Raw genomic sequence first — 19,335 nt, 5'->3', positions numbered from 1 at the left:
GGCAGCCGGACGGGACAGGAGAGTCATGTACGAGGGGGCCGTCCAGGACCTCATCGACGAGCTGGGCCGGCTTCCCGGCGTCGGGCCGAAGAGCGCGCAGCGCATCGCGTTCCACCTGCTGGCCGCCGAGTCCGCCGACGTCGTCCGGCTGGTCGCGGCCCTGCAGCGGGTGCAGGCCGAGGTCCGGTTCTGCGTGACCTGCTTCAACGTCGCCGAGGGCGAGCAGTGCCGGATCTGCCGCGACCCGCGGCGGACCGACGACGTCATCTGCGTCGTCGAGGAGCCCAAGGACGTCGTCGCGATCGAGCGCACCCGTGAGTTCCGCGGCAAGTACCACGTGCTCGGCGGCGCGATCAGTCCGATCGAGGGCGTCGGTCCCGACGACCTGCGGGTCAAGGAGCTGATGACCCGGCTGATGGACGGGAAGGTCACCGAGCTGATCATCGCCACCGACCCGAACCTCGAGGGCGAGGCGACGGCGGCCTACCTGGCGCGGCTGATCGCTCCGATGGGTCTGGCGGTGTCGCGGCTGGCCAGTGGGCTGCCGGTCGGCGGGGACCTGGAGTACGCCGACGAGGTGACGCTGGGCCGGGCGTTCGAGGGCCGCCGCCGGATAGACGCGTAGCCGCACGCCGCGCGGCAGGCGATCGTCCGTCCGGCGGTCGGACACCGCGGAGATCTTCCGGCTGTCACGGTCCGATAACCGTCGGGACCATGGCCCCGCGCCGTGTGCTACTCATGGGTAGCCAACCATCTAGGTGGCGTGCGCCCGCCGTTCGACGGCACGGGCCGCCACATCCGAGAACGAGGTAGTGGATGACCCCCCTGGGCACCAGTGGCCGGCGCGTGCGCGCGGCCACGGCAGGAATCGCCGTGACGGCGCTCGCGCTCTCCGCGTGCGGCGGGAGCAGCGACGACGACAACGGCTCGGGCGGCGGCGGAGGCGGTGGTGACGCGCTGATCGTCGGCACGACCGACAAGATCACGACGATCGACCCGGCCGGTTCGTACGACAACGGCTCCTTCGCCGTGATGAACCAGGTCTATCCCTTCCTGCTGAACACCCCGCTGGGCAGCCCGGACGTCGAGCCCGACATCGCCGAGTCGGCCGAGTTCACCTCGCCGACCGAGTACACGGTGACCCTCAAGCCGGGGCTGACCTTCGCCAACGGCCACGAGCTCACCTCGTCGGACGTCAAGTTCTCCTTCGACCGCCAGGTCGCGATCGCCGACGAGAACGGCCCGTCGTCGCTGCTGGCCAACCTCGACAGCGTCGCGGCGCCGGACGACACCACCGTCGTCTTCACGCTGACGAACCCCGACGACCAGACCTTCCCGCAGGTGCTGTCGAGCCCGGTCGGTCCGATCGTCGACGAGGAGGTCTTCTCCGCCGACGAGCTGACCCCGGACGACGACATCGTCGAGGGCAACGCCTTCGCCGGCCCGTACGTCATCACCAGCTACGAGATCAACGACCTCATCGCCTACGACGCCAACCCCGACTACCAGGGTCTGCTGGGCGCGCCGAAGACGGACACGATCAACGTCCGCTACTACGCGGAGTCCTCGAACCTGAAGCTGGACATCGAGGAGGGTGCCGTCGACGTCGCCTACCGCAGCCTCTCGGCGACCGACGTCGAGGACCTGCGCGGCAACGACGACGTCGAGGTCGTGGACGGTCCCGGCGGCGAGATCCGCTACATCGTCTTCAACTTCAACACCCAGCCCTACGGTGCGACGACGGCCGAGGCCGACCCGGCCAAGGCGCTCGCCGTCCGCCAGGCGATGGCCGACCTGATCGACCGGCAGGAGATCGCCGACCAGGTCTACAAGGGCACCTACTCGCCGCTGTACTCCTACGTGGCCGACGGTCTGACCGGCGCCACCGACTCCCTGATGCCGCTCTACGGCGACGGCCAGGGTGGCCCGGACGCCGACAAGGCGGCCCAGGTCCTGGAGGCCGCGGGCGTGGAGACCCCCGTGCAGCTGTCGCTGCAGTACTCCAACGACCACTACGGCCCGTCCTCGGGGGACGAGTACGCGCTGATCAAGGACCAGCTGGAGTCCTCGGGCCTGTTCACCGTCGACCTGCAGACCACCGAGTGGACGCAGTACTCGGAGCAGCGGACCGCTGACACCTACCCCGCGTACCAGCTGGGCTGGTTCCCGGACTACTCCGACGCCGACAACTACCTGACGCCGTTCTTCCTCACGGAGAACTTCCTGAGCAATCACTACGACAACCAGCAGGTCAACGACCTGATCCTGCAGCAGCTGGCCACGCCGGACGAGGCAGCGCGCACGGCCCTGATCGAGCAGATCCAGGACCTCGTCGCCGCCGACCTGTCGACGCTGCCCTACCTGCAGGGTGCGCAGATCGCCGTCGTCCGCACGGGCGTGAGCGGCGCCGGGGACACCCTCGACGCGTCGTTCAAGTTCCGCTACGGGGCCCTCGAGCGGGCCTGACGGTCGACCAGCGGTACCCGGCCCCGGGTGATCTCCTCACGGTGATCGCCCGGGGCCTCCCCGTGTGCGGCGCGACCGCCACCGGCAGGTGACAGATGGACGAGCAGGAGCGATGACGACCACCAGCACCGAGCTGACCGGCGAGCCGGCCACCGTCCCCGAGGCCGCTCCTCCGACGCGCCGGCGGCGCACCGGCGGCGGGCTGGGCAGCTACATCACGGTCCGGTTCCTGTTGATCTTCCCGACCGTCTTCATCCTGGTGACGACGGTCTTCTTCCTCATGCGGACCACCGGTGACCCGATCACCGCGGCCCTGGGTGGCCGGCTGGCTCCCGCGGAGCTGGCCGAGCGTGTCGCCGCCGCGGGCTACGACCGGCCGCTGTTCACCCAGTACCTCGAGTACCTGGGCCAGCTGGTCCGGCTGGACTTCGGCACCACGCTGTCGACCAACCAGCCCGTCCTCGAGGTCCTCGCCGACTTCGGCGCCGCCACGCTGGAGCTGGCGGTCTACGCGCTCATCGTCGCGTTCGTCATCGGCATCCCGCTGGGCCGCTTCGCCGCCTACGCCCGCGACCGCTGGCCCGACGCCGTCCTCCGGGTCTTCGCGATCCTCTGCTACGCGACGCCGGTCTTCTTCCTCGGCATGCTGCTGAAGCTGGTCTTCTCCAGCAGCCTGGGCTGGCTGCCGGCCAACGGCCGGGCATCGACGCGGACCGAGATCCTCATCCAGACCTCCGTCGACAACCCGACCGGCATCTACCTGATCGACGCCATCAAGACCGGCAGCGGCGAGGCGGTCCGCGACGTGCTGGAGCACGCGATCCTCCCCGCCGTCGCGCTCGGGCTGCTGACCGCCGGGGTCTTCCTCCGGCTGGTCCGCACCAACGTGATCGGCACGCTCGGGATGGGTTACGTCGAGGCGGCGCGCTCCCGCGGGGTCGGCGAGCGCCGGCTGCTGCGCAAGCACGCCTACCGGCCGGCGCTCATCCCGATCATCACCGTCATCGGCCTGCAGATCGCACTCCTGCTGGGCGGCGCCGTCCTCACCGAGACGACGTTCGAGTGGCGCGGCCTGGGCTTCCAGCTCTCGGAGTTCCTGCAGGCCCGCGACTTCGTCGCCGTCCAGGGGATGGTGGTGCTGCTCGCGGTCGTCGTGGCCGTCACCAACTTCGTCGTCGACGTCGTCGCCGCGCTCATCGACCCCCGGGTGAGGTACTGATGTCCACCGCCGCGACCACGACCGCCGTCCCGGTCCGGCGCCGGCGCGGGCTGCCCGTCGTCCGCCAGCTGAAGCAGGCCGTCGGCCTCCAGCGCGGCATGCTCGTCGCCGGGCTGGTGCTCACCGGCGTCTTCCTGCTGACGGCGGCACTGGCCGACCTGCTCGCGCCGTACGGCTACAACCAGCTGCGCGACGCCGACGGTCCGTTCGGCGCCCAGCAGTCCCCGTCCGGCGAGCACTGGCTCGGCACGACCGTCGGCGGCTACGACGTGCTCTCGCGGGTCATCTACGGCACCCGGACGGCGCTGGCGGTGATCGTCGTCGGCATCGTGCTGTCGTTCTTCATCGGCGTGCTGCTCGGCCTGGTGTCGGGCTACTTCGGCGGCTGGCTGGACCGCGTGCTCGTGGTCGTCGCCGACGCCGTCTACGCGTTCCCGCCGCTGCTGCTGGCGATCGTCACGGCCATCGTGATCAGCGGCGGCCAGTCCAGCCTGTGGGGCGGGATCATGGCCGCGGCGATCGCGATCACGGTCATCTACATCCCGCAGTACTTCCGGGTCATCCGCGCCGAGACGGTGCGGATCAAGGCCGAGGCCTACGTGGAGTCGGCCAAGGTCATCGGCGCGAGCCACTGGCGGATCATGACCCGGCACGTGCTGCGCAACGCCACCCGCACGCTGCCGCTGATCCTGACGCTGAACGCCTCGGAGGCGATCCTCACCCTCGCCGGACTGGGCTTCCTCGGCTTCGGCATCGAGCCGACCTCCGGCGCCGAGTGGGGCTTCGACCTCAACCGGGCGCTGTCGGACGTGACCAGTGGCATCTGGTGGACCTCGATCCCGCCGGGCCTGGCGATCGTGTGGGTGGTCCTGGGACTGACGCTGGTCGGGGAGAGCCTCAACGACCTGGTCGACCCGCGGCTGCGCAGCCGGCGGGCGGCCGACGCCGGCGAGACCGGCGAGGTCACCGTCGTCCCCGGCGGCACGCTCGGCGCGGGCCCCGCTGGGCTCGCGGGGATCGAGGCGACGCGATGAGCTCCACCACCGGCCCCGTCGTCGACATCCGCGACCTCTCGGTCACCTTCGCCACCGACGCCGGCCGCGTCGTCGCCGTCCAGGACGTCTCGCTGGAGGTCGGGCCCGGCGAGGTGCTCGCGATCGTCGGCGAGAGCGGGAGCGGCAAGACCGTGACCGCGCGCAGCATCCTCGGGTTGCTGCCGGAGACGGCCACCACCCGCGGCGCGGTGCTGCTCACCCGCAAGGACGGCAGCAGCAGTGCCGACGTCGTCACCCTGAAGCGGTCCGACCTCGGCGACGTCCGCGGCCGCGACGCCGCGATGGTCTTCCAGGAGCCCTCGACCTCGCTGAACCCGGTCTACAAGGTGGGCTGGCAGATCATCGAGGGCCTGCGCGCGCACGGCGGGTACTCCCGCGCCGAGGCCCGCGCGAAGGCGATCGACGTGCTCCGGCGGGTCGGCATCCCCGAGCCCGAGAAGCGGATCGACCACTACCCGCACCAGTTCTCCGGCGGGCAGAAGCAGCGCATCGTCATCGCGCAGGCGCTCGTCCTCGACCCCGGCGTGATCATCGCCGACGAGCCGACCACCGCCCTCGACGTCACGGTGCAGGCCGAGATCCTCGACCTGCTGCGCCGCTGCCGCGACGAGTTCGGCACCGCGATCGTGCTGATCACCCACAACATGGGCGTCGTCGCCGACCTCGCCGACCGGGTGGCCGTGATGTTCCAGGGACGGCTGGTCGAGCAGGCCGACGTCCGGACGCTGTTCTCCGCGCCGCGCGAGGAGTACACGAAGCAGCTGCTGGGCTCGGTGCCCCGGCTGGGCCAGGGACTGGCGCGCACGCAGGAACGCGCGGCCGCCCGCCCCGCGGACTGGGCGCAGGCGGCCCCGCTGGTGGCGGCCCGCGACCTGCGGATCGTCTACCCGGGCCGGCTGCGGGCGCCGGACTTCACCGCGGTGGACGGCGTCAGCTTCGCCATCCGCCCCGGCGAGGTGCTCGGCCTGGTCGGTGAGAGCGGCAGCGGCAAGACCACGATCGGCCGGGCCATCGCCGGCCTGACCAAGGTCACCGACGGCTCCCTCACGGTCCTCGGCACCGAGATGAACGGCGTCAAGGAGAAGCGCTTCCGCCCGGTGCGGGAGCGGATCGGCTTCGTGTTCCAGGACCCGGCGTCGAGCTTCAACCCGCTGCTGACCATCGCCCAGGCCGTCGCCGAGCCGCTGGTCGTGCACGGCCGGGCGAAGGACGCGCACGAGGCCCGCGGCCGGGTCGAGGAGCTGCTGGAGGCCGTGCAGCTGCCGACGTCGTTCGCCGACCGCTTCCCGCACGAGCTCTCCGGCGGCCAGCGGCAGCGGGCGAGCCTGGCCCGGGCGCTGGCGCTGCGGCCGGAGCTGCTGATCGCCGACGAGCCGACCTCCGCCCTCGACGTGTCGGTGCAGGCGCGGGTGCTCGACCTGTTCGCCGAGCTGCAGCTGGAGTACGGCTTCGCCTGCCTGTTCATCAGCCACGACCTCGCCGTCGTCGACATCCTGGCCGACCGGATCGCCGTCCTCTACCGGGGACAGCTCGTCGAGGAGGGGACCGGCGAGCAGGTGCTCGGCGCGCCGCAGCACCCGTACACGCAGCGGCTGCTGGCGTCGCTGCCGGTGCCCGACCCCGACGAGCAGGCCGCCCGCCGCGCGTCGTGGCAGTCCCTCGCCTGAGCGGAGTGCGACAGCGCAGGATTCCTGCGCTGTCGCACTCCACTACTCGAGGACGACGTCGTCGCCGCGGCGGAGGGCCCGGCGGACGCGCAGCTTGAGGTACTTCCCGTAGCTCCGGACGAACTGCGTGTAGCCCGGCGTGGGCCCGTGGTAGCCGAGGAACCCCTTCGGCCCGCTGACCATCTCGCCGGTGCGGACGTCGTAGCGGCTCTGGTGCCACGGGCAGACCAGGCAGCCCTCGGCGTCGAGCTCGCCCTCCGAGAGGTCGGCCAGCTGGTGCCGGCACCGGCGGGAGACGGCGAAGTAGGCGCCGCCGCGGTCGCCCACCGCCCAGTCGCCGACCCGGCGCACCGTCCCCGGGGGGAGCTCGGCGGCGGGGATGCGGTCGGGCTCGTCGGCCATGTCGTCTCCAACTCGGTCGTGTGCGTGCGGTCTGCTGCGCCCTACCCGCTCACGGCCGTCCTCGACCGTGGGCCGTCGGTAGGGTCGCCATCGTGGTCCTCCGCAGGTTCTCCGTCGTCCTCGCCGTCGCCGGGGCGGTGGTCCTGACCGGGCCGGCCGCCCTCGCCGAGCCCCCCGTCGACGTCGTCGGGCAGGTCGACGACCGGGCGGACGTGCTCAGCGACTCCGAGCAGTCCGACGTCGAGGACGCCGTGGCGACGCTGCAGTCCGACGACGGCGTCGAGATGGTCGTCGTCTTCGTCGAGTCCTTCGACGGCATCGACCCCGACGACTGGGTGGACGCGACGGCGGTGCAGTCGAACCTGGAGTCGTCCGACGTCCTGCTCGCGGTGGCCGTGGACGACCGTGCGTACTCCTACGTGATCGGCCCCGACGCTGACGCGGACATCACGACGGAGGAGGTCGACGACTTCCTCGCCGACGACGTCGAGCCGCAGTTCACCGACGAGAACTGGGCGGCCGGCGCCGTGGCCTTCGCCGAGGGGCTGGGGAACGCGACCGGAGGTGGAGGCGGCGGACTGGGGACCGTGGCCGTCGTCGGCAGCCTGGCGGTGCTCGGTGGCGGGGCCTATCTCGTCGTCCGGTCCCGCCGTCGCAGGTCCGCCGCCCCCGATGTGAAGCGGCTGGAGAAGCCCGACCCGCACGCCGGCGTGCCGACCGATGCGCTCCAGGGGCAGGCGAGTTCCGCCCTGCTCGAGCTCGACGAGGCGGTCAAGAGCTCGCAGCTGGATCTGGACTTCGCCCGGCTCCAGTACGGCGAGGACGCCGTCACCGGTTTCACCGAAGCGCTCGCCCAGTCCCGGCAGGAGCTGACCCGCGCGTTCACGCTCCGCCAGCAGCTCGACGACGAGATCCCGGAGGACGAGCCGACCACCCGCGCGATGCTCACCGAGATGCTGCAGCTGACCTCCGCCGCGGACGCCCGGCTCGACGCGCAGGCCGATGCCTTCGACCAGTTGCGCGACCTCGAGAAGAACGCGCCGCAGGCGCTGGAGGCGCTGGCTCCCCGGATCACCGCGCTGCACGGCCGGCTCCCCGCCGACGAGCAGCGGATGGGCGAGCTGCAGCGCCGGTACGCCCCGGCCGCGATCGCCCCGGTCGCCGACAACCTCGAGCAGGCGCGGGCCCGGCTCGCCGCGGCCGAGCAGGAGGTCACCGAGGCCCGCACCGGCCTCGACGCGGGGAAGCCCGGTGACGCGGTCGGCGACATCCGCGCCGCCGAGGACGCGGTCGTGCAGACCGGCCAGCTCCTCGACGCGATCGGCCGGCTGGCGACCGACCTCGAGGCGGCGGTGCAGCGGATCCCGGCCGCGCGTGCCGACACCGAGCAGGACCTCGCCGAGGCGCGGGCGCTCGTCGCGTCCGGCGACCGCAGTGGCCTCCAGCCGCAGATCGCCCGGGCCGAGGCCGCGATCGTGGCCGCCGACGAGGCGATGGCGACGACCGGGGGTGCGCTGCCCGACCCGTTCACCGCGCTGCGCCGGCTGGAGGAGGCCGACATCGCGCTGGAGCAGGCGCTGGGCGTGGCCCGCGACGCGCAGACCCGCGCCCGCCGCGCCGCGGCCGCTCTCGACCAGGCGCTGCTCAACGCCCGCTCGACCGTCGCCGCCGCCGGTGACTTCATCGCCACCCGCCGCGGCGCCGTCGGGGCCGAGGCCCGCACCCGGCTGGCGGAGGCCGAGCGGCACCTGTCGGCGGCGAGCGGGCTGGCCGCCACCGACCCGGTCAGCGCGCTGCAGGAGGCGCAGCAGGCCGATGCCCTCGCCGGGCAGGCCCTGCAGCGGGCCCAGTCCGACGTCTCCGGCTGGAACTCCGGCGGCGGGTACGGCGGCGGTGGCTACGGCGGCGGTGGCTACGGCGGCGGGTTCGCCGGCCCCGGCTACGGCCGCGGGCCGGACATCGGCAGCCTCGTGCTCGGCGGGATCCTCTTCGGCGGGGGTGGCGGCGGCGGTGGCTACCGCGGCGGTTCGTTCGGCGGATCCGGTCGCCGGCACGGCGGTGGGGGCGGGGGTGGCGGCGGAGGTGGCGGCCGGCGCGGCGGCAGCGGCCGCTTCTAGCTCGGCGTCGTCCCCCCCTCGGCGCAGCGCGTCCTCCCTCACCGCAGACCGTGAGGGAGGACGCGCTCGGATCAGGTCAGCCCGCGATCGCCGCCGGGCCGACCGGCACGTCACCGCGCAGCGTCACCCGGTGCATGATCCGCCGGAAGTCGCCGTAGTCGCGGTTGGCGTAGTGCAGCGTCGAGCGGTTGTCCCACATCGCGACGTCCCCGGCCGCCCAGCGGTGCCGCACGATGTGTTCCGGCTTGGTCAGGTGCGCGTAGAACGCGTCGAGCAGGCCGCGGCTCTCGGCCTCCGACACCCCGGCGATGTGCGACGTGAACCCCGGGTTGACGAAGAGGCTGCGCCGTCCGGTCTCCGGGTGGACCCGGACGACGGGGTGCTCGACCGGCTCCAGGCGGGTGTACTCGCAGTCCTCCCACTGGTTCCCGCCGCGCTGGGCCAGGTGGTAGCCCCACTCGCGGTTGCCGTCGTGCACCGCGGTCAGCTGGTCGGCCAGCGCCCGCACCGGAGCCGACAGCGAGGCGTACGCGGCCTCGGCGTCGGCCCAGTTGGTGTCCCCGCCCAGCGGGGGCAGCTGGACGGCGCGCAGGATCGAGCCGAGTGGAGGACGGCGCACGAAGGTGACGTCGGTGTGCCAGGTGTCGGCGAAGCCGTTGTCGGCGGCGTCGAGGGAGTAGATCTCCGGGTGCTCGTCGTCCAGCCCACGGACGACGGGGTGCGAGGGCGTGAGCTCGCCCAGCCGCCGGCCCAGCAGCACCTGACTGTCCGGGTCGAGGGACTGGGCGGGGAAGAACAGCACCTTGTGCTCGACCAGCGCGGCGCGGACCGCGGCCAGCGTCTCGTCGGACGCGCTGGCCAGGTCGACGTCGGTGATCCGGGCACCGTGGTACGCACCGAGGCGCTCGACGGCGAGCGCGCGGGTGGCGGTGGTGAGAGTCATGCGGGGTCCCTTCGGAGCGGTCAGCTGGCGACGGAGCGGACGGCGGCGCCGATCTCGGCGCGCAGGGCGGCGTACTCGGGCAGGCCGCGCAGGTCGTCGGGCGAGAGCCCGGAGCGCGGCAGAGGCACCTCGAGGTCGAGCGCGACGGTGCCCGGGGCCCGGGTCAGGACGACGACCCGGGACCCGAGGAACACGGCCTCGTCGACGCTGTGGGTCACGAACACCGAGGTGTTGCCGGTCTCGGCCGAGACCTGGCGGACGTCCTCCTGCAGCCGTTCGCGGGTGAGCGCGTCGAGCGCGGCGAACGGCTCGTCGAGCAGCAGGACGGGCGCGGACCCGGCCAGGGCGCGGGCGATCGCGACCCGCTGCTGCTGGCCGCCGGAGATCTCCCAGGTGCGGCGCCCGGCGGTGCCGGCCAGGCCCACCCGGTCCAGCAGCTGCTCGACGCGGGCGGGGCGCTGCTCGCGCGGCACCCCGGCCAGCCGCAGCGCCAGGTCGACGTTGCCGCCGACGGTCCGCCAGGGCAGCAGCCGCGCCTGCTGGAACACCACACCGGCCTGCCGGCCGGGCTCGGGCTCCTCGCCGCCGACCAGCAGCCGGCCGCTCGTGGGCGCCTCGAAGCCGGCGAGCAGGCGCAGCAGGGTGCTCTTGCCACAGCCGGAGGGGCCGACCAGGACGAGGAACTCGCCGGCCGGCACCTCCAGCGACACGGGCCCGAGGGCGGGGACGGCGTCCGCTCCCTTGCCGTAGGAGTGGGAGACGGCGGAGATCGACAGCGGCGCCCCTCCGGTGCGCAGGGGCGCCGCCCCGGCCGGGGAGGAGTCCCCGGCCGGGAACGGCGTCCTGTCGGTCGTCCTAGTCACCGGCGCTCGCTGCCACGTCGTCCTCGAGTCCCTCGCGGTAGATCGCGTCCTGGAGGTCCTCCAGGGACGGGGCCTCGGGGATCTGCTGCTGCTCGACGAGGAACTGCGCGGCGTCCTCGAGGTTCGCGGCCAGGTTGCCCGGTGCGTCCGGGGTGCCCAGCCACTCCTCGCTGGTCAGCTCCGTCGGGTCGAGGAACACGCCCTGGGTGAGCTGGTCGGCGGCGTCCGCGGGGTCGATGCCCAGTTCCTCGGCGACGGCCTGGGCGGCGGCGTCCGGGTCGTCGGCGATCAGCCGCAGCGCGCGGGCCTCGACCTGCCGCCAGGCCGAGATGGCCTCGGGGTCGCCCTCGATGAACTCGGTCGAGGCCACGCCGAGGTCCAGGGTCGGCTTGCCGTTCGTGGCGAGCTCCCGGCTGCTGATGAGGTCGGTGCCGGACCCGCGGAGCTGGTCCAGGGCGGGCAGCCACACGTAGGCCGCGTCGATGGTGCCCTGGTCCCAGGCGGCGACGATGTCCTGCGGCTGCAGGTCGATCAGGTCGACGTCCGCGCTGTCGACGCCGGCCTGGTCGAGTGCGGCGAGCAGGCTGTAGTGCGAGGTCGAGCTGAACGGCGTCGCGACCTTGTGGCCGGCGAGGTCCTCGACGGACTCGATGCCGGTGCCCTCGCGGGCCACCAGCGCCTCGTTGTCACCGGCGACGTCGAGGATCCACGCCACCTGGTACGGGATGTCCAGCGGCGCGGACAGGCCGCGGGCGACCGGGCTGGAACCGATCGCGGCGATGTCGACGGAGCCCGCGACGAAGGCGGTGTTGATGCTGGCGCCGGAGTCGAACTGGGTCCACTCGATGTCGTAGTCCGGCAGCGCCTCCTCCAGCCAGCCCTGGTTCTTCACGATCAGGTCACCGCTGGGGAAGGCCTGGTAGGCGATGCGGATCGACTTCTCGCCGCCGTCCCCACCGGAGGAGTTGTCGTCGTCGCCGCAGGCCGCGAGGCCGGTCACGAGGGCGGTCAGGGAGAGGGCGGCGGCGAGTCGGCGCCAGCCGCGGGGCGTGCTCATGCGAGGTGGGTCCTCTTCTCGGGGGGCGCGGCGGTGCCGGACGGCACGCAGCGGGTTCGGTGCGGGGTGGCCGGGGAGGTCAGGCGCGGCCACGCCAGGGGAGGACGCGGCGCTCGATGGCGCGCAGGACGCCGTCGATGGCCAGGCCGGAGAGGCCGATGGCGAACAGTCCGAGGATCACGACGTCGGACTGGAGGTAGGTCTGCGCCTGGCGGATCATCCCGCCGATGCCGGGCAGGCCGTTCACCGTCTCGGCCGCGACCAGGGACGAGTACGCGATGCCGACGGCCAGCCGGATGCCGGTGGCGATCTCGGGCAGCGCCGCGGGCAGGACGACGGTCGTGGTGACCTGCCAGCCGCGGGCGCCCATGGCGCGGGCGGCCTCGACCAGGGCCGTGGGCGCTCCGACGACGGCCGCCGCGGTGGCGACGGCGACCGGCGGCATGGCGGCGATCGCCAGCAGCCAGATCTTCGGGGACTCGTCGATGCCCAGCCAGATGATCAGGAGGCTGAAGTAGGCCAGCGGTGGCAGCACGCGGATGAAGGACACCCACGGCTCGACCACGATGCGGAACCACGGGAGGGTGCCCATCAGCAGGCCGATGACCAGCCCGCCGGCGATGCCGAGGACGGACCCGAGGGCGATGCGGCCGAGGCTGATCGCGAGGTGCTCGATCAGGAGCTTCCCCTGGTAGCCGACCGTGCCGTCGTCGTGGGTGGTCGAGGTCCGGATGAACGCGTCCCAGACCGCGCCCGGCGAGGGCAGCAGCACCGGGTTCCAGATCTCGAGGGAGAACAGCAGCTGCCAGAGACCGAGCAGGGCGGCCGTGGCGAGGACGCGCACACCGACGCGCTGCCAGCGGCCGGAGCCGCGGCGGCGCCGGGCGGCGGCCGTCGTCGGCTCGGCGAGCGCGGTCTCGGCGACGGGGGCGGACAGCAGGGCGGACACGGTGCTCCTGGGGGTGGACGCCGGCGCTGGCCGCACGTCGAGGGAGGCACCCGCACGGGAGGCGGGCGCCGGGGGGTCGGGCTCAGGAGCGGCGACAGAGCGCGCTGGCGACGAGCGCGTGGTCGACCGTGCGCCGGGAGGTGAGCGGGGCGGGGGCCATGCGCGCACTCCTCTCCGGCTGGGGCGGGACGGGCGTCCCGGGGTCGACGACCGCGGACGGTAGGCCGCCGAGGGCTATCCCGTCAAATCCCATCGGTTAAGTATGGTTTGCCCGCCTCCACCCCTCCACGCCCCCGAGGACCCCCGTGCAGTTCTCCTGGTTCCTGCCCACCCGCGGTGACGGCCGCGCCGTCAACCCGGTGACGACCGCCCGCGGGTCGGACCCCACGGCGCTGAGCCGCCGGCCGACGCTGGCGTACCTGTCGTCGGTGGCCCGGGCCGCCGAGCAGTCGGGCTTCGAGGCCGTGCTGACCCCGGTCGGCTCCGGGTGCGAGGACCCGTGGGTGGTCTGCGGGGCGCTGGCCGCGCTGACCGAGCGGCTGCACTTCCTCGTCGCGTTCCGGCCCGGCTTCACGCTGCCGACGCTCGCCGCGCAGCAGGCGGCGACGTTCCAGCGGCTGTCCGGTGGCCGGCTGCGGCTCAACGTCGTCACCGGGGGCGACCCGGTCGAGCAGCGGGCCTACGGCGACTTCCTCGGTCACGACGCCCGTTACGCGCGGACCGGGGAGTTCCTCGAGGTGCTGCGCGCGTGCTTCGCCGGCGGGCCGGTGGACTTCGCGGGCGAGTACTTCACCGTGGAGGGCGGTGGGCTGGCCTCGCCGCCAGACCCGGTGCCGCCGATCTACCTCGGCGGCGCCTCGGGCCCGGCGGAGGACGTGACCGCGCGCCTGGTCGACACCTACTTGACCTGGGGGGAGCCGCCGGCACAGGTCGCCGTCCGGCTGGACCGGGTCCGGGAGAAGGCGGCGGCGGCCGGCCGCGAGGTGCGGTTCGGGCTGCGGCTCCACGTCGTCAGCCGGGACACCCCGGAGGAGGCGTGGGCCGAGGCCGACCGGATGCTCGCCCAGATGTCGCCGGCGGCGATCGCCGCGGCGCAGCAGCGTTTCGCCCGGATGGACTCGGTGGGCCAGGCGCGGATGACCGCGCTGCACGGGGGGAGCGCCGGGGACGGTGCCCGCTCGCTGGAGATCGCACCGGGCCTGTGGGCGGGGATCGGCCTGGTCCGGGAGGGCGCGGCGACCGCGCTGATCGGCAGCCACGAGCAGGTCGCGGAGCGGATCGCGGAGTACGCCGCGCTGGGCTTCGACGAGTTCGTGCTGTCGGGCTGGCCGCACCTGGAGGAGGCGTGGCGGGTCGGCGAGGAGGTCCTGCCGCTGCTGGGGACGACGGCCCGCGCGGCCTGACCCCTGGGAACTGTCGCACGACGGTGCCACGGTGACCTCTCCCACACCGGAGGAGGAGTCATGCCCACACAGGACACCGCCTGGCCGGCCGGCACGCCGTGCTGGCTGGACTACGGCGCCAAGGACATCGACGCTGCCCGCCAGTTCTACGGGTCGCTGTTCGGCTGGTCCTACACCGGTGGCGACCCGGAGTACGGGGGCTACCTGAACGCCGAGCGCGACGGCCGTCAGGTGGCCGGCATGGGGCCGGTGATGGACCCGGCGGACCCGCCGAGCTGGACGCTGTACTTCTCCACCGACGACGCGGCCGCGACCGCCGCGGCGATCCGCGAGGCCGGCGGCGCCGTCGTCGTGGAGCCGATGGAGGTCGGCCCGATGGGCACGATGGTCATCGCGCGCGACCCGCAGGGGTACGCGTTCGGGCTGTGGCAGTCCGGTCAGCACACCGGCGTCGGGCTGTTCAACGAGCCGGGGTCGCTGACCTGGGAGGAGGCCGCGGTCGACGACGTGGCCGGGGCGCAGACCTTCTACTCGCAGGTCTTCGGCTTCCGCTTCGACGAGATCCCCGACATGGGCGGCTACGCCACCTTCGCCACCGGGGAGCGACCGCTGGGCGGTCTCGGCCCGGCCCAGCCCGACCTGCCGAAGGGCTGGTCCGTCTGCTTCGCGGTCGGCTCGACCGACGAGACGGTCGCCGCGGTCACGGCTGCGGGCGGCCGGGTCCTCATGCCGGCCCAGGACAGCCCCTACGGCCGCTTCGCCGTCGTGGGCGACCCCTGGGGCGCCGCCTTCTCCGTCATGGAGGTCCAGCCGGAGGGGTGAGGTCTAGGGCAGCTGGCCGTAGACGTGCTCGGGGCGGAAGCGGACGACGAGCCGGCGGTCCCGGACCATGGCGGCGCGGTAGTCGTCCCAGTCGTCGTGCTCGCCGCTGATGCCGCGGTAGTAGGCCACGAGCTCGTCCGCCGCCGCGTCGTGCGGATCGGTGGTCACCGGCGTCAGGTCGGCGGTGCCCTCGACGGCGGCCCACGTCCAGAAGTCGTCGGACGAGACGTGCAGCGTGAGCCGCGCGTCCCGCTCGAGGTTGCGCGTCTTGGCCCGGTCGGCGGTCACCGAGACGCGGAACAGCTGCTGGTCGGGGTCGTAGGCGTAGCCGATGTTGGACAGCTGCGGCCGGCCGTCGCGCTTGACCGTGGCCAGCACGTCCCACTTCCGGCCGGCGACGAACTCGAGCAGGCGGGGATCGGGATCGGTCATGGCCTCACCTTTCCCGGCCGCGGGGCTTCAACGCGACAGGAGGCAGCGCGGGCGCGGGCAGCCGGTCGCCGTCGTAGCCGACGACGGTGCCGAACCGCTCGTGCTCGGCGTCCCACTGCTCGGCGTACGTGGCGATCTCCTCGCCCGACCGGCCGACGAAGTTCCACCACATGACCAGTTGCTCCTCGAACGGCTCGCCACCGAGCAGGAGGAGCTTGGCCGGGGTTTCCGTGCGGATCCGGACGGTGCGCCGGCCGGTGCCGAGGTAGAGCAGCTGGCCGTGCCCGAGCGGCGCGCCCTCGACGTCCGCGCCGCCGGAGGCGCCCAGCAGCGCGTGCTCGAAGTCCGGCTCGAGGGCCAGCTCGACGTCCGCGCCGGCGGCCAGGTCGAGGTCGACACCGAGCAGTGGCGTGTAGGCCGTGCCGGGGGAGGTCGCTCCGCCGAGGGAGCCCATGAGCACCGTGGCCGTGAGCCCGTCGGAGGTGAAGCCGGGGAGCACGGCGTGGTGCTCGAAGGCCGGCGCGACCTCGCGGGCCGAGTCGGGGAGTGCCACCCACAGCTGGGCGCCGTGCAGGTACCGCGGGTGCGACACGGGTGACTGCTCGGAGTGGGAGATGCCGTGCCCCGCGGTCATGAGCGCCAGCTCGCCGGGCCCGAACTCGACGTCGCTGCCCAGGGAGTCGCGGTGGTGCACCCGGCCCTGGAGCAGCCAGGAGACCGTCTGCAGCCCGGTGTGCGGGTGCGGGGCGACCTGCATGCCGCGGCCGGTGGCGATGTCGTCGGGGCCGTAGTGGTCGACGAACGCCCACGCCCCGACGAGCCGTCGGCCCAGCGTGGGCAGCAGGCGCCGCACCCGCGTGCTCCGGCCGAGCTGGACCTCCTTGCCGGGCAGGAGGTCCAGCACGGGCCGGGCGGGCGTCTCCGCCGTCCCCCCGAGGACACGGGCGGCGGGACGGGCGTCGAGGTCGCTCATGGGGCTGCCTGTCGAGGGAAGAGTGCCGTCATGCTTCCGGCGTCTGGCCAGTCTCACCCCGGACGTCGCCGTGCGGAACATGCTGGGCCGGGATCGTGCCGAGCCGGCCGGCCTGGAAGTCGGTGAACGCGTCCATGACCTCCTGCCGGGTGTTCATCACGAACGGGCCGTACATGGCGATCGGCTCGCGGATCGGCAGGCCGCCGAGGACGACGACGTCCAGGGCCGGGGTCCGGGACTCCTGCTGGTTGGCGCCGCTGACGGTGACGGTGTCACCGGGGCCGAGGACGGCGAGCTGTCCCGTGCGGATCGGTGCGCCGTCGATGCCGACCGTCCCCGCGCCCGAGAGCACGTAGACCAGCGCGTTGAAGTCCGGCCGCCACGGCAGGTCGAGGGTGGCCCCGGGCGCGATGGTCGCGTGCACCATGGCCATCGGCGAGTAGGTCGACCCAGGGCCGGTGTGGCCGGCCACGTCACCGGCGATGACGCGGAGGAAGGCGCCGGCGTCGGGGCTGGCCAGCAGGACGGACTGGTTCGCGCGGAGGTCCTGGTAGCGCGGCTCCGCCCACTTCTGCGCCCGGGGCAGGTTCACCCACAGCTGCAGACCGTGGAACAGGCCGCCGCTGAGGACCAGCGCCTCCGGGGGCTTCTCGATGTGCAGCAGCCCCTTGCCGGCGGTCATCCACTGGGTGTCGCCGTTGGTGATCAGCCCGCCGCCGCCGTGGGAGTCGGCGTGCTCGAAGGTGCCGTCGATGATGTAGGTGACGGTCTCGAAGCCGCGGTGCGGGTGCCACGAGGTGCCCTTGGGCTCACCCGGGGCGTACTCGACCTCGCCCATCTGGTCCATGTGGATGAACGGGTCGAGGTCCTTCAGGTCGACGCCGGCGAAGGCGCGGCGGACGGGAAAGCCCTCGCCCTCGAAGCCGGACGGCGCGGTGGTGACCGAGCGGACCCGGCGGCGCACCGTCCCGGGGGCGGGAACGGGCACGCGCGGGAGGACGGTGGTGTCCTCGACGGTGATGGCGGGCATCTCGGTCTCCTCTGAGTTGAGAGCTCAACTACCTTGCGGCCACCCTAGCGCGGATCGCCCTCGATCTGTTCCCGAGGAGCACTTCGCGCGCGAAAGGTCCCGCGGTCGGTCAGGGTGTGACCGTGCCGTCCAGCCTCCTCGCCGATCTGCCCGCCCGGGAGGGCTGTCCCAAGCGGATGGTCTTCGGCCCCTGCGGTGGCGTCCGGGCCGACGAGCGGTGCGAGGTGGCCGAGCACCGGTGCGTCTTCGTCGGTCAGCCGCTGGTGACCTGGCCGGCCGAGCCCGCGCCGGCACCCGAACCGCGGCCGGGCAGCCTCCTGGAGGCCGCGCGGACCCGTCCGGTGATCCTGACCGACCTCTCCGTCGTCCCCTACGACCCGGCGTCCCTGCGCCGCGTGGTCGAGGTCGTGGGCCCCGTCTCGGACGGGCTGCTGGTCGGTGAGCACGCCAACCGGCCGGACTTCCCGCCGGCGGTGGTCGCCGCGGAGGTACACGCCGCCGGTGGCCGGCTCTGGACGACGCTGGCCTGCCGCGACCGCAACCGCGTGGTGCTGGAGCAGGAGGTGGCGGGGCTCGCCGCGCTGGGGGTGGACGGCGTCCTGTGCGTCACCGGTGACGCCCGCGGCCCCGGCGTCCGCCCCGGTGCGACCCAGGTCTTCGACCTCGACGGGCCCCGGCTGGTGGCGCTGGCCACCGCGGCCGGGCTGAACGTCGCCGTCCCCGAGTCGCCCGCGGCGCCGCCGGTGGACCTGCGGCCGGCCCGGGTCGCGCAGAAGCAGCTGGCCGGCGCGCAGCTGTGCGTGCTCAACCACGTCCGGACGCCGGCCGAGGTCGCCCGGTTCGTCGCCGCGGCCCGGGCAGCCGGCGCCACGATCCCGTTCGTCGCCGCGGTCGCCGTCTACACCGACGAGCGGTCGGCCCGCGTGCTGCAGCGGTTCCCCGGCCTGCAGGTGGACGACGACGCTATCGAGGAGGTGCTGGCCGCGCCGGACCCGCGCGAGGCCGGCATCGCGACGGCGGTGGCCGAGGCCCGGGCGCTGCTGGCGATCGAGGGCGTGGCAGGGGTGAACCTCTCCGGTCTGGCCTCGGCCGACGGCGAGGACGAGGGCGCACGGGTCAAGGCCGAGGTGGCCGCACGGATCAGGGAGGAGCACGGTGGCTGAGCTGGCCGACGAGGCGATGGAGGTCGAGTTCGACACCGTCGCGAGCTGGACGGAGCAGGCCGTCCGCGCGCTGGGTCCGGAGCACGCCGTCCCCGCGGGCTGCCGGGGCAGCGGCAGCGAGAGCGCGCTGCGGTGGCTCGCCGACGGGATGGACCTCTCCACCGGCAGCAGGGTGCTCGACGACGGCGCCGGGGTCGGCGGCCCGGCCGGCTGGCTCGCCGCCGAGCGGGGCGTGCGGCCGGTCTGCGCCGAGCCGATGGTCGGCGCCGTGCGGGCGGCCTCCCACCTGTTCGGCCTGCCCGCGGTGGTGGCCACCGCCCAGCAGCTGCCGTTCGCCGACGCGTCCTTCGACGCCGCGTGGTGCCTCGGGGTGCTGTGCACGATCCCGGACAAGCCGGCGGCCCTGGCCGAGCTGCGCCGGGTGCTGACGCCGGGCGGCCGGGTGGGGCTGCTGGTCTTCGCCGCCGTCCGCGAGCTCACCGGGCCGCAGCCCGACGGCAACACGTTCCCCACGGTCGAGGAGCTGCCCGGCCTGCTGGCCGCTGCGGGTTTCGCGCTGGACGCCACCGGCCAGGCCGATCTCTCCGACAGTCCGGCGGAGTGGACCGAACGGGCCGACGCGGTCGACGCGGAGATCGAACGGCGGCACGGGCACGACGAGCGGTGGGCGCTGGCGCAGGAGCAGTCCGGCCGGGTCGGCCGGCTGCTGGCGGACGGGGCGCTCGTCCCCTGGCTGGGGCTGGCGACGGCGCGGTGAGCACGGCGGTGCCCGCC

General features: G+C 73.7%; 18 protein-coding genes. 10 read left to right on the top strand and 8 right to left on the bottom strand.

Annotated elements, in window-relative coordinates:
• Positions 1-25: 25 nt before the first annotated feature.
• From recR to N555_RS29085, 5 genes are all read left to right on the top strand, one after another.
• A complete protein-coding gene (recR, locus tag N555_RS0109140) occupies positions 26-625 on the top strand; it encodes a recombination mediator RecR (protein WP_029431190.1) in 600 nt (199 codons plus the stop codon).
• Between the two features lie 191 nt (positions 626-816).
• Positions 817-2,466: an ABC transporter substrate-binding protein gene (locus N555_RS0109135; RefSeq protein WP_029431189.1), complete on the top strand. Its 1,650-nt coding sequence runs from the start codon at positions 817-819 to the stop codon at positions 2,464-2,466.
• A gap of 112 nt (positions 2,467-2,578) precedes the next feature.
• A complete protein-coding gene (locus N555_RS0109130; RefSeq protein WP_029431188.1) occupies positions 2,579-3,685 on the top strand; it encodes an ABC transporter permease in 1,107 nt (368 codons plus the stop codon).
• Positions 3,685-4,719, top strand: coding sequence for an ABC transporter permease (locus tag N555_RS0109125; RefSeq protein ID WP_029431187.1), 1,035 nt, complete (start codon positions 3,685-3,687; stop codon positions 4,717-4,719). Before N555_RS0109130 ends, N555_RS0109125 begins: the two co-directional genes overlap by 1 nt.
• The gene (locus N555_RS29085; protein WP_029431186.1) at positions 4,716-6,407 is read left to right on the top strand and encodes an ABC transporter ATP-binding protein; all 1,692 of its coding nucleotides are present in this window, start codon (positions 4,716-4,718) and stop codon (positions 6,405-6,407) included. Before N555_RS0109125 ends, N555_RS29085 begins: the two co-directional genes overlap by 4 nt.
• A gap of 42 nt (positions 6,408-6,449) precedes the next feature.
• Here N555_RS29085 and N555_RS0109115 read toward each other — a convergent pair whose 3' ends face one another.
• Positions 6,450-6,809: a Rieske (2Fe-2S) protein gene (locus N555_RS0109115; RefSeq protein WP_029431185.1), complete on the bottom strand. Its 360-nt coding sequence runs from the start codon at positions 6,807-6,809 to the stop codon at positions 6,450-6,452.
• 92 nt (positions 6,810-6,901) lie between these two features.
• On the opposite strand from N555_RS0109115, the gene N555_RS0109110 reads away from it, so the two are divergent.
• Positions 6,902-8,926 carry a TPM domain-containing protein gene (locus tag N555_RS0109110; RefSeq protein WP_029431184.1) on the top strand — a complete coding sequence of 675 codons (2,025 nt, stop codon included), beginning with the start codon at positions 6,902-6,904 and terminating at the stop codon, positions 8,924-8,926.
• A gap of 76 nt (positions 8,927-9,002) precedes the next feature.
• Here N555_RS0109110 and N555_RS0109105 read toward each other — a convergent pair whose 3' ends face one another.
• From N555_RS0109105 to N555_RS0109090, 4 genes are all read right to left on the bottom strand, one after another.
• Positions 9,003-9,869 (bottom strand): TauD/TfdA dioxygenase family protein, encoded by an 867-nt coding sequence (locus N555_RS0109105; protein ID WP_029431183.1) that lies wholly within the window; start codon positions 9,867-9,869, stop codon positions 9,003-9,005.
• Between the two features lie 20 nt (positions 9,870-9,889).
• Entirely contained in the window at positions 9,890-10,732 is an 843-nt protein-coding gene (locus tag N555_RS0109100; protein ID WP_197028938.1) for an ABC transporter ATP-binding protein, read from the bottom strand.
• Complete coding sequence (locus tag N555_RS0109095) at positions 10,725-11,789, bottom strand: taurine ABC transporter substrate-binding protein (protein ID WP_029431181.1); 1,065 nt, start codon at positions 11,787-11,789, stop codon at positions 10,725-10,727. The genes N555_RS0109100 and N555_RS0109095 overlap by 8 nt, the downstream gene beginning before the upstream one ends.
• Before the next feature lie 79 nt (positions 11,790-11,868).
• Positions 11,869-12,738 (bottom strand): ABC transporter permease, encoded by an 870-nt coding sequence (locus tag N555_RS0109090; RefSeq protein ID WP_029431180.1) that lies wholly within the window; start codon positions 12,736-12,738, stop codon positions 11,869-11,871.
• A gap of 305 nt (positions 12,739-13,043) precedes the next feature.
• Here N555_RS0109090 and N555_RS0109080 point away from each other — a divergent pair, with 305 nt between their 5' ends.
• Positions 13,044-14,141, top strand: a complete 1,098-nt coding sequence (locus tag N555_RS0109080; RefSeq protein ID WP_029431179.1) for an LLM class flavin-dependent oxidoreductase — start codon at positions 13,044-13,046, stop codon at positions 14,139-14,141.
• 60 nt (positions 14,142-14,201) lie between these two features.
• Positions 14,202-14,963 carry a VOC family protein gene (locus N555_RS0109075; protein WP_029431178.1) on the top strand — a complete coding sequence of 254 codons (762 nt, stop codon included), beginning with the start codon at positions 14,202-14,204 and terminating at the stop codon, positions 14,961-14,963.
• 3 nt (positions 14,964-14,966) lie between these two features.
• Here N555_RS0109075 and N555_RS0109070 read toward each other — a convergent pair whose 3' ends face one another.
• The 3 genes from N555_RS0109070 to N555_RS0109060 are packed head-to-tail and all read right to left on the bottom strand — an operon-like array spanning position 14,967 to position 17,398.
• Positions 14,967-15,395 (bottom strand): PPOX class F420-dependent oxidoreductase, encoded by a 429-nt coding sequence (locus N555_RS0109070; RefSeq protein WP_029431177.1) that lies wholly within the window; start codon positions 15,393-15,395, stop codon positions 14,967-14,969.
• Positions 15,396-15,399: 4 nt separating this feature from the next.
• Complete coding sequence (locus N555_RS0109065) at positions 15,400-16,368, bottom strand: pirin family protein (protein WP_029431176.1); 969 nt, start codon at positions 16,366-16,368, stop codon at positions 15,400-15,402.
• Between the two features lie 28 nt (positions 16,369-16,396).
• Positions 16,397-17,398: a pirin family protein gene (locus N555_RS0109060; protein WP_029431175.1), complete on the bottom strand. Its 1,002-nt coding sequence runs from the start codon at positions 17,396-17,398 to the stop codon at positions 16,397-16,399.
• Positions 17,399-17,520: 122 nt separating this feature from the next.
• On the opposite strand from N555_RS0109060, the gene N555_RS0109055 reads away from it, so the two are divergent.
• Together N555_RS0109055 and N555_RS0109050 are read left to right on the top strand one after the other, a co-directional pair.
• Complete coding sequence (locus N555_RS0109055; RefSeq protein ID WP_231502671.1) at positions 17,521-18,561, top strand: methylenetetrahydrofolate reductase C-terminal domain-containing protein; 1,041 nt, start codon at positions 17,521-17,523, stop codon at positions 18,559-18,561.
• A complete protein-coding gene (locus N555_RS0109050; RefSeq protein ID WP_231502670.1) occupies positions 18,554-19,318 on the top strand; it encodes a class I SAM-dependent methyltransferase in 765 nt (254 codons plus the stop codon). Before N555_RS0109055 ends, N555_RS0109050 begins: the two co-directional genes overlap by 8 nt.
• The last annotated feature ends 17 nt before the right edge of the window (positions 19,319-19,335 follow it).

Origin of the sequence: Blastococcus sp. URHD0036, assembly GCF_000701365.1 — a bacterium.
GTDB lineage: Bacteria > Actinomycetota > Actinomycetes > Mycobacteriales > Geodermatophilaceae > Trujillonella.
This window is presented reverse-complemented; position numbering and strand designations above follow the sequence as displayed.

Bases quoted from the DNA above. Each gene is read 5' to 3' on its own strand.
- recR (WP_029431190.1), top strand. From the start codon at position 26: ATGTACGAGGGGGCCGTCCAGGACCTCATCGACGAGCTGGGCCGGCTT.
- N555_RS0109135 (WP_029431189.1), top strand. From the start codon at position 817: ATGACCCCCCTGGGCACCAGTGGCCGGCGCGTGCGCGCGGCCACGGCA.
- N555_RS0109130 (WP_029431188.1), top strand. From the start codon at position 2,579: ATGACGACCACCAGCACCGAGCTGACCGGCGAGCCGGCCACCGTCCCC.
- N555_RS0109125 (WP_029431187.1), top strand. From the start codon at position 3,685: ATGTCCACCGCCGCGACCACGACCGCCGTCCCGGTCCGGCGCCGGCGC.
- N555_RS29085 (WP_029431186.1), top strand. From the start codon at position 4,716: ATGAGCTCCACCACCGGCCCCGTCGTCGACATCCGCGACCTCTCGGTC.
- N555_RS0109115 (WP_029431185.1), bottom strand. From the start codon at position 6,809: ATGGCCGACGAGCCCGACCGCATCCCCGCCGCCGAGCTCCCCCCGGGG.
- N555_RS0109105 (WP_029431183.1), bottom strand. From the start codon at position 9,869: ATGACTCTCACCACCGCCACCCGCGCGCTCGCCGTCGAGCGCCTCGGT.
- N555_RS0109095 (WP_029431181.1), bottom strand. From the start codon at position 11,789: ATGAGCACGCCCCGCGGCTGGCGCCGACTCGCCGCCGCCCTCTCCCTG.
- N555_RS0109075 (WP_029431178.1), top strand. From the start codon at position 14,202: ATGCCCACACAGGACACCGCCTGGCCGGCCGGCACGCCGTGCTGGCTG.
- N555_RS0109070 (WP_029431177.1), bottom strand. From the start codon at position 15,395: ATGACCGATCCCGATCCCCGCCTGCTCGAGTTCGTCGCCGGCCGGAAG.
- N555_RS0109065 (WP_029431176.1), bottom strand. From the start codon at position 16,368: ATGAGCGACCTCGACGCCCGTCCCGCCGCCCGTGTCCTCGGGGGGACG.
- N555_RS0109060 (WP_029431175.1), bottom strand. From the start codon at position 17,398: ATGCCCGCCATCACCGTCGAGGACACCACCGTCCTCCCGCGCGTGCCC.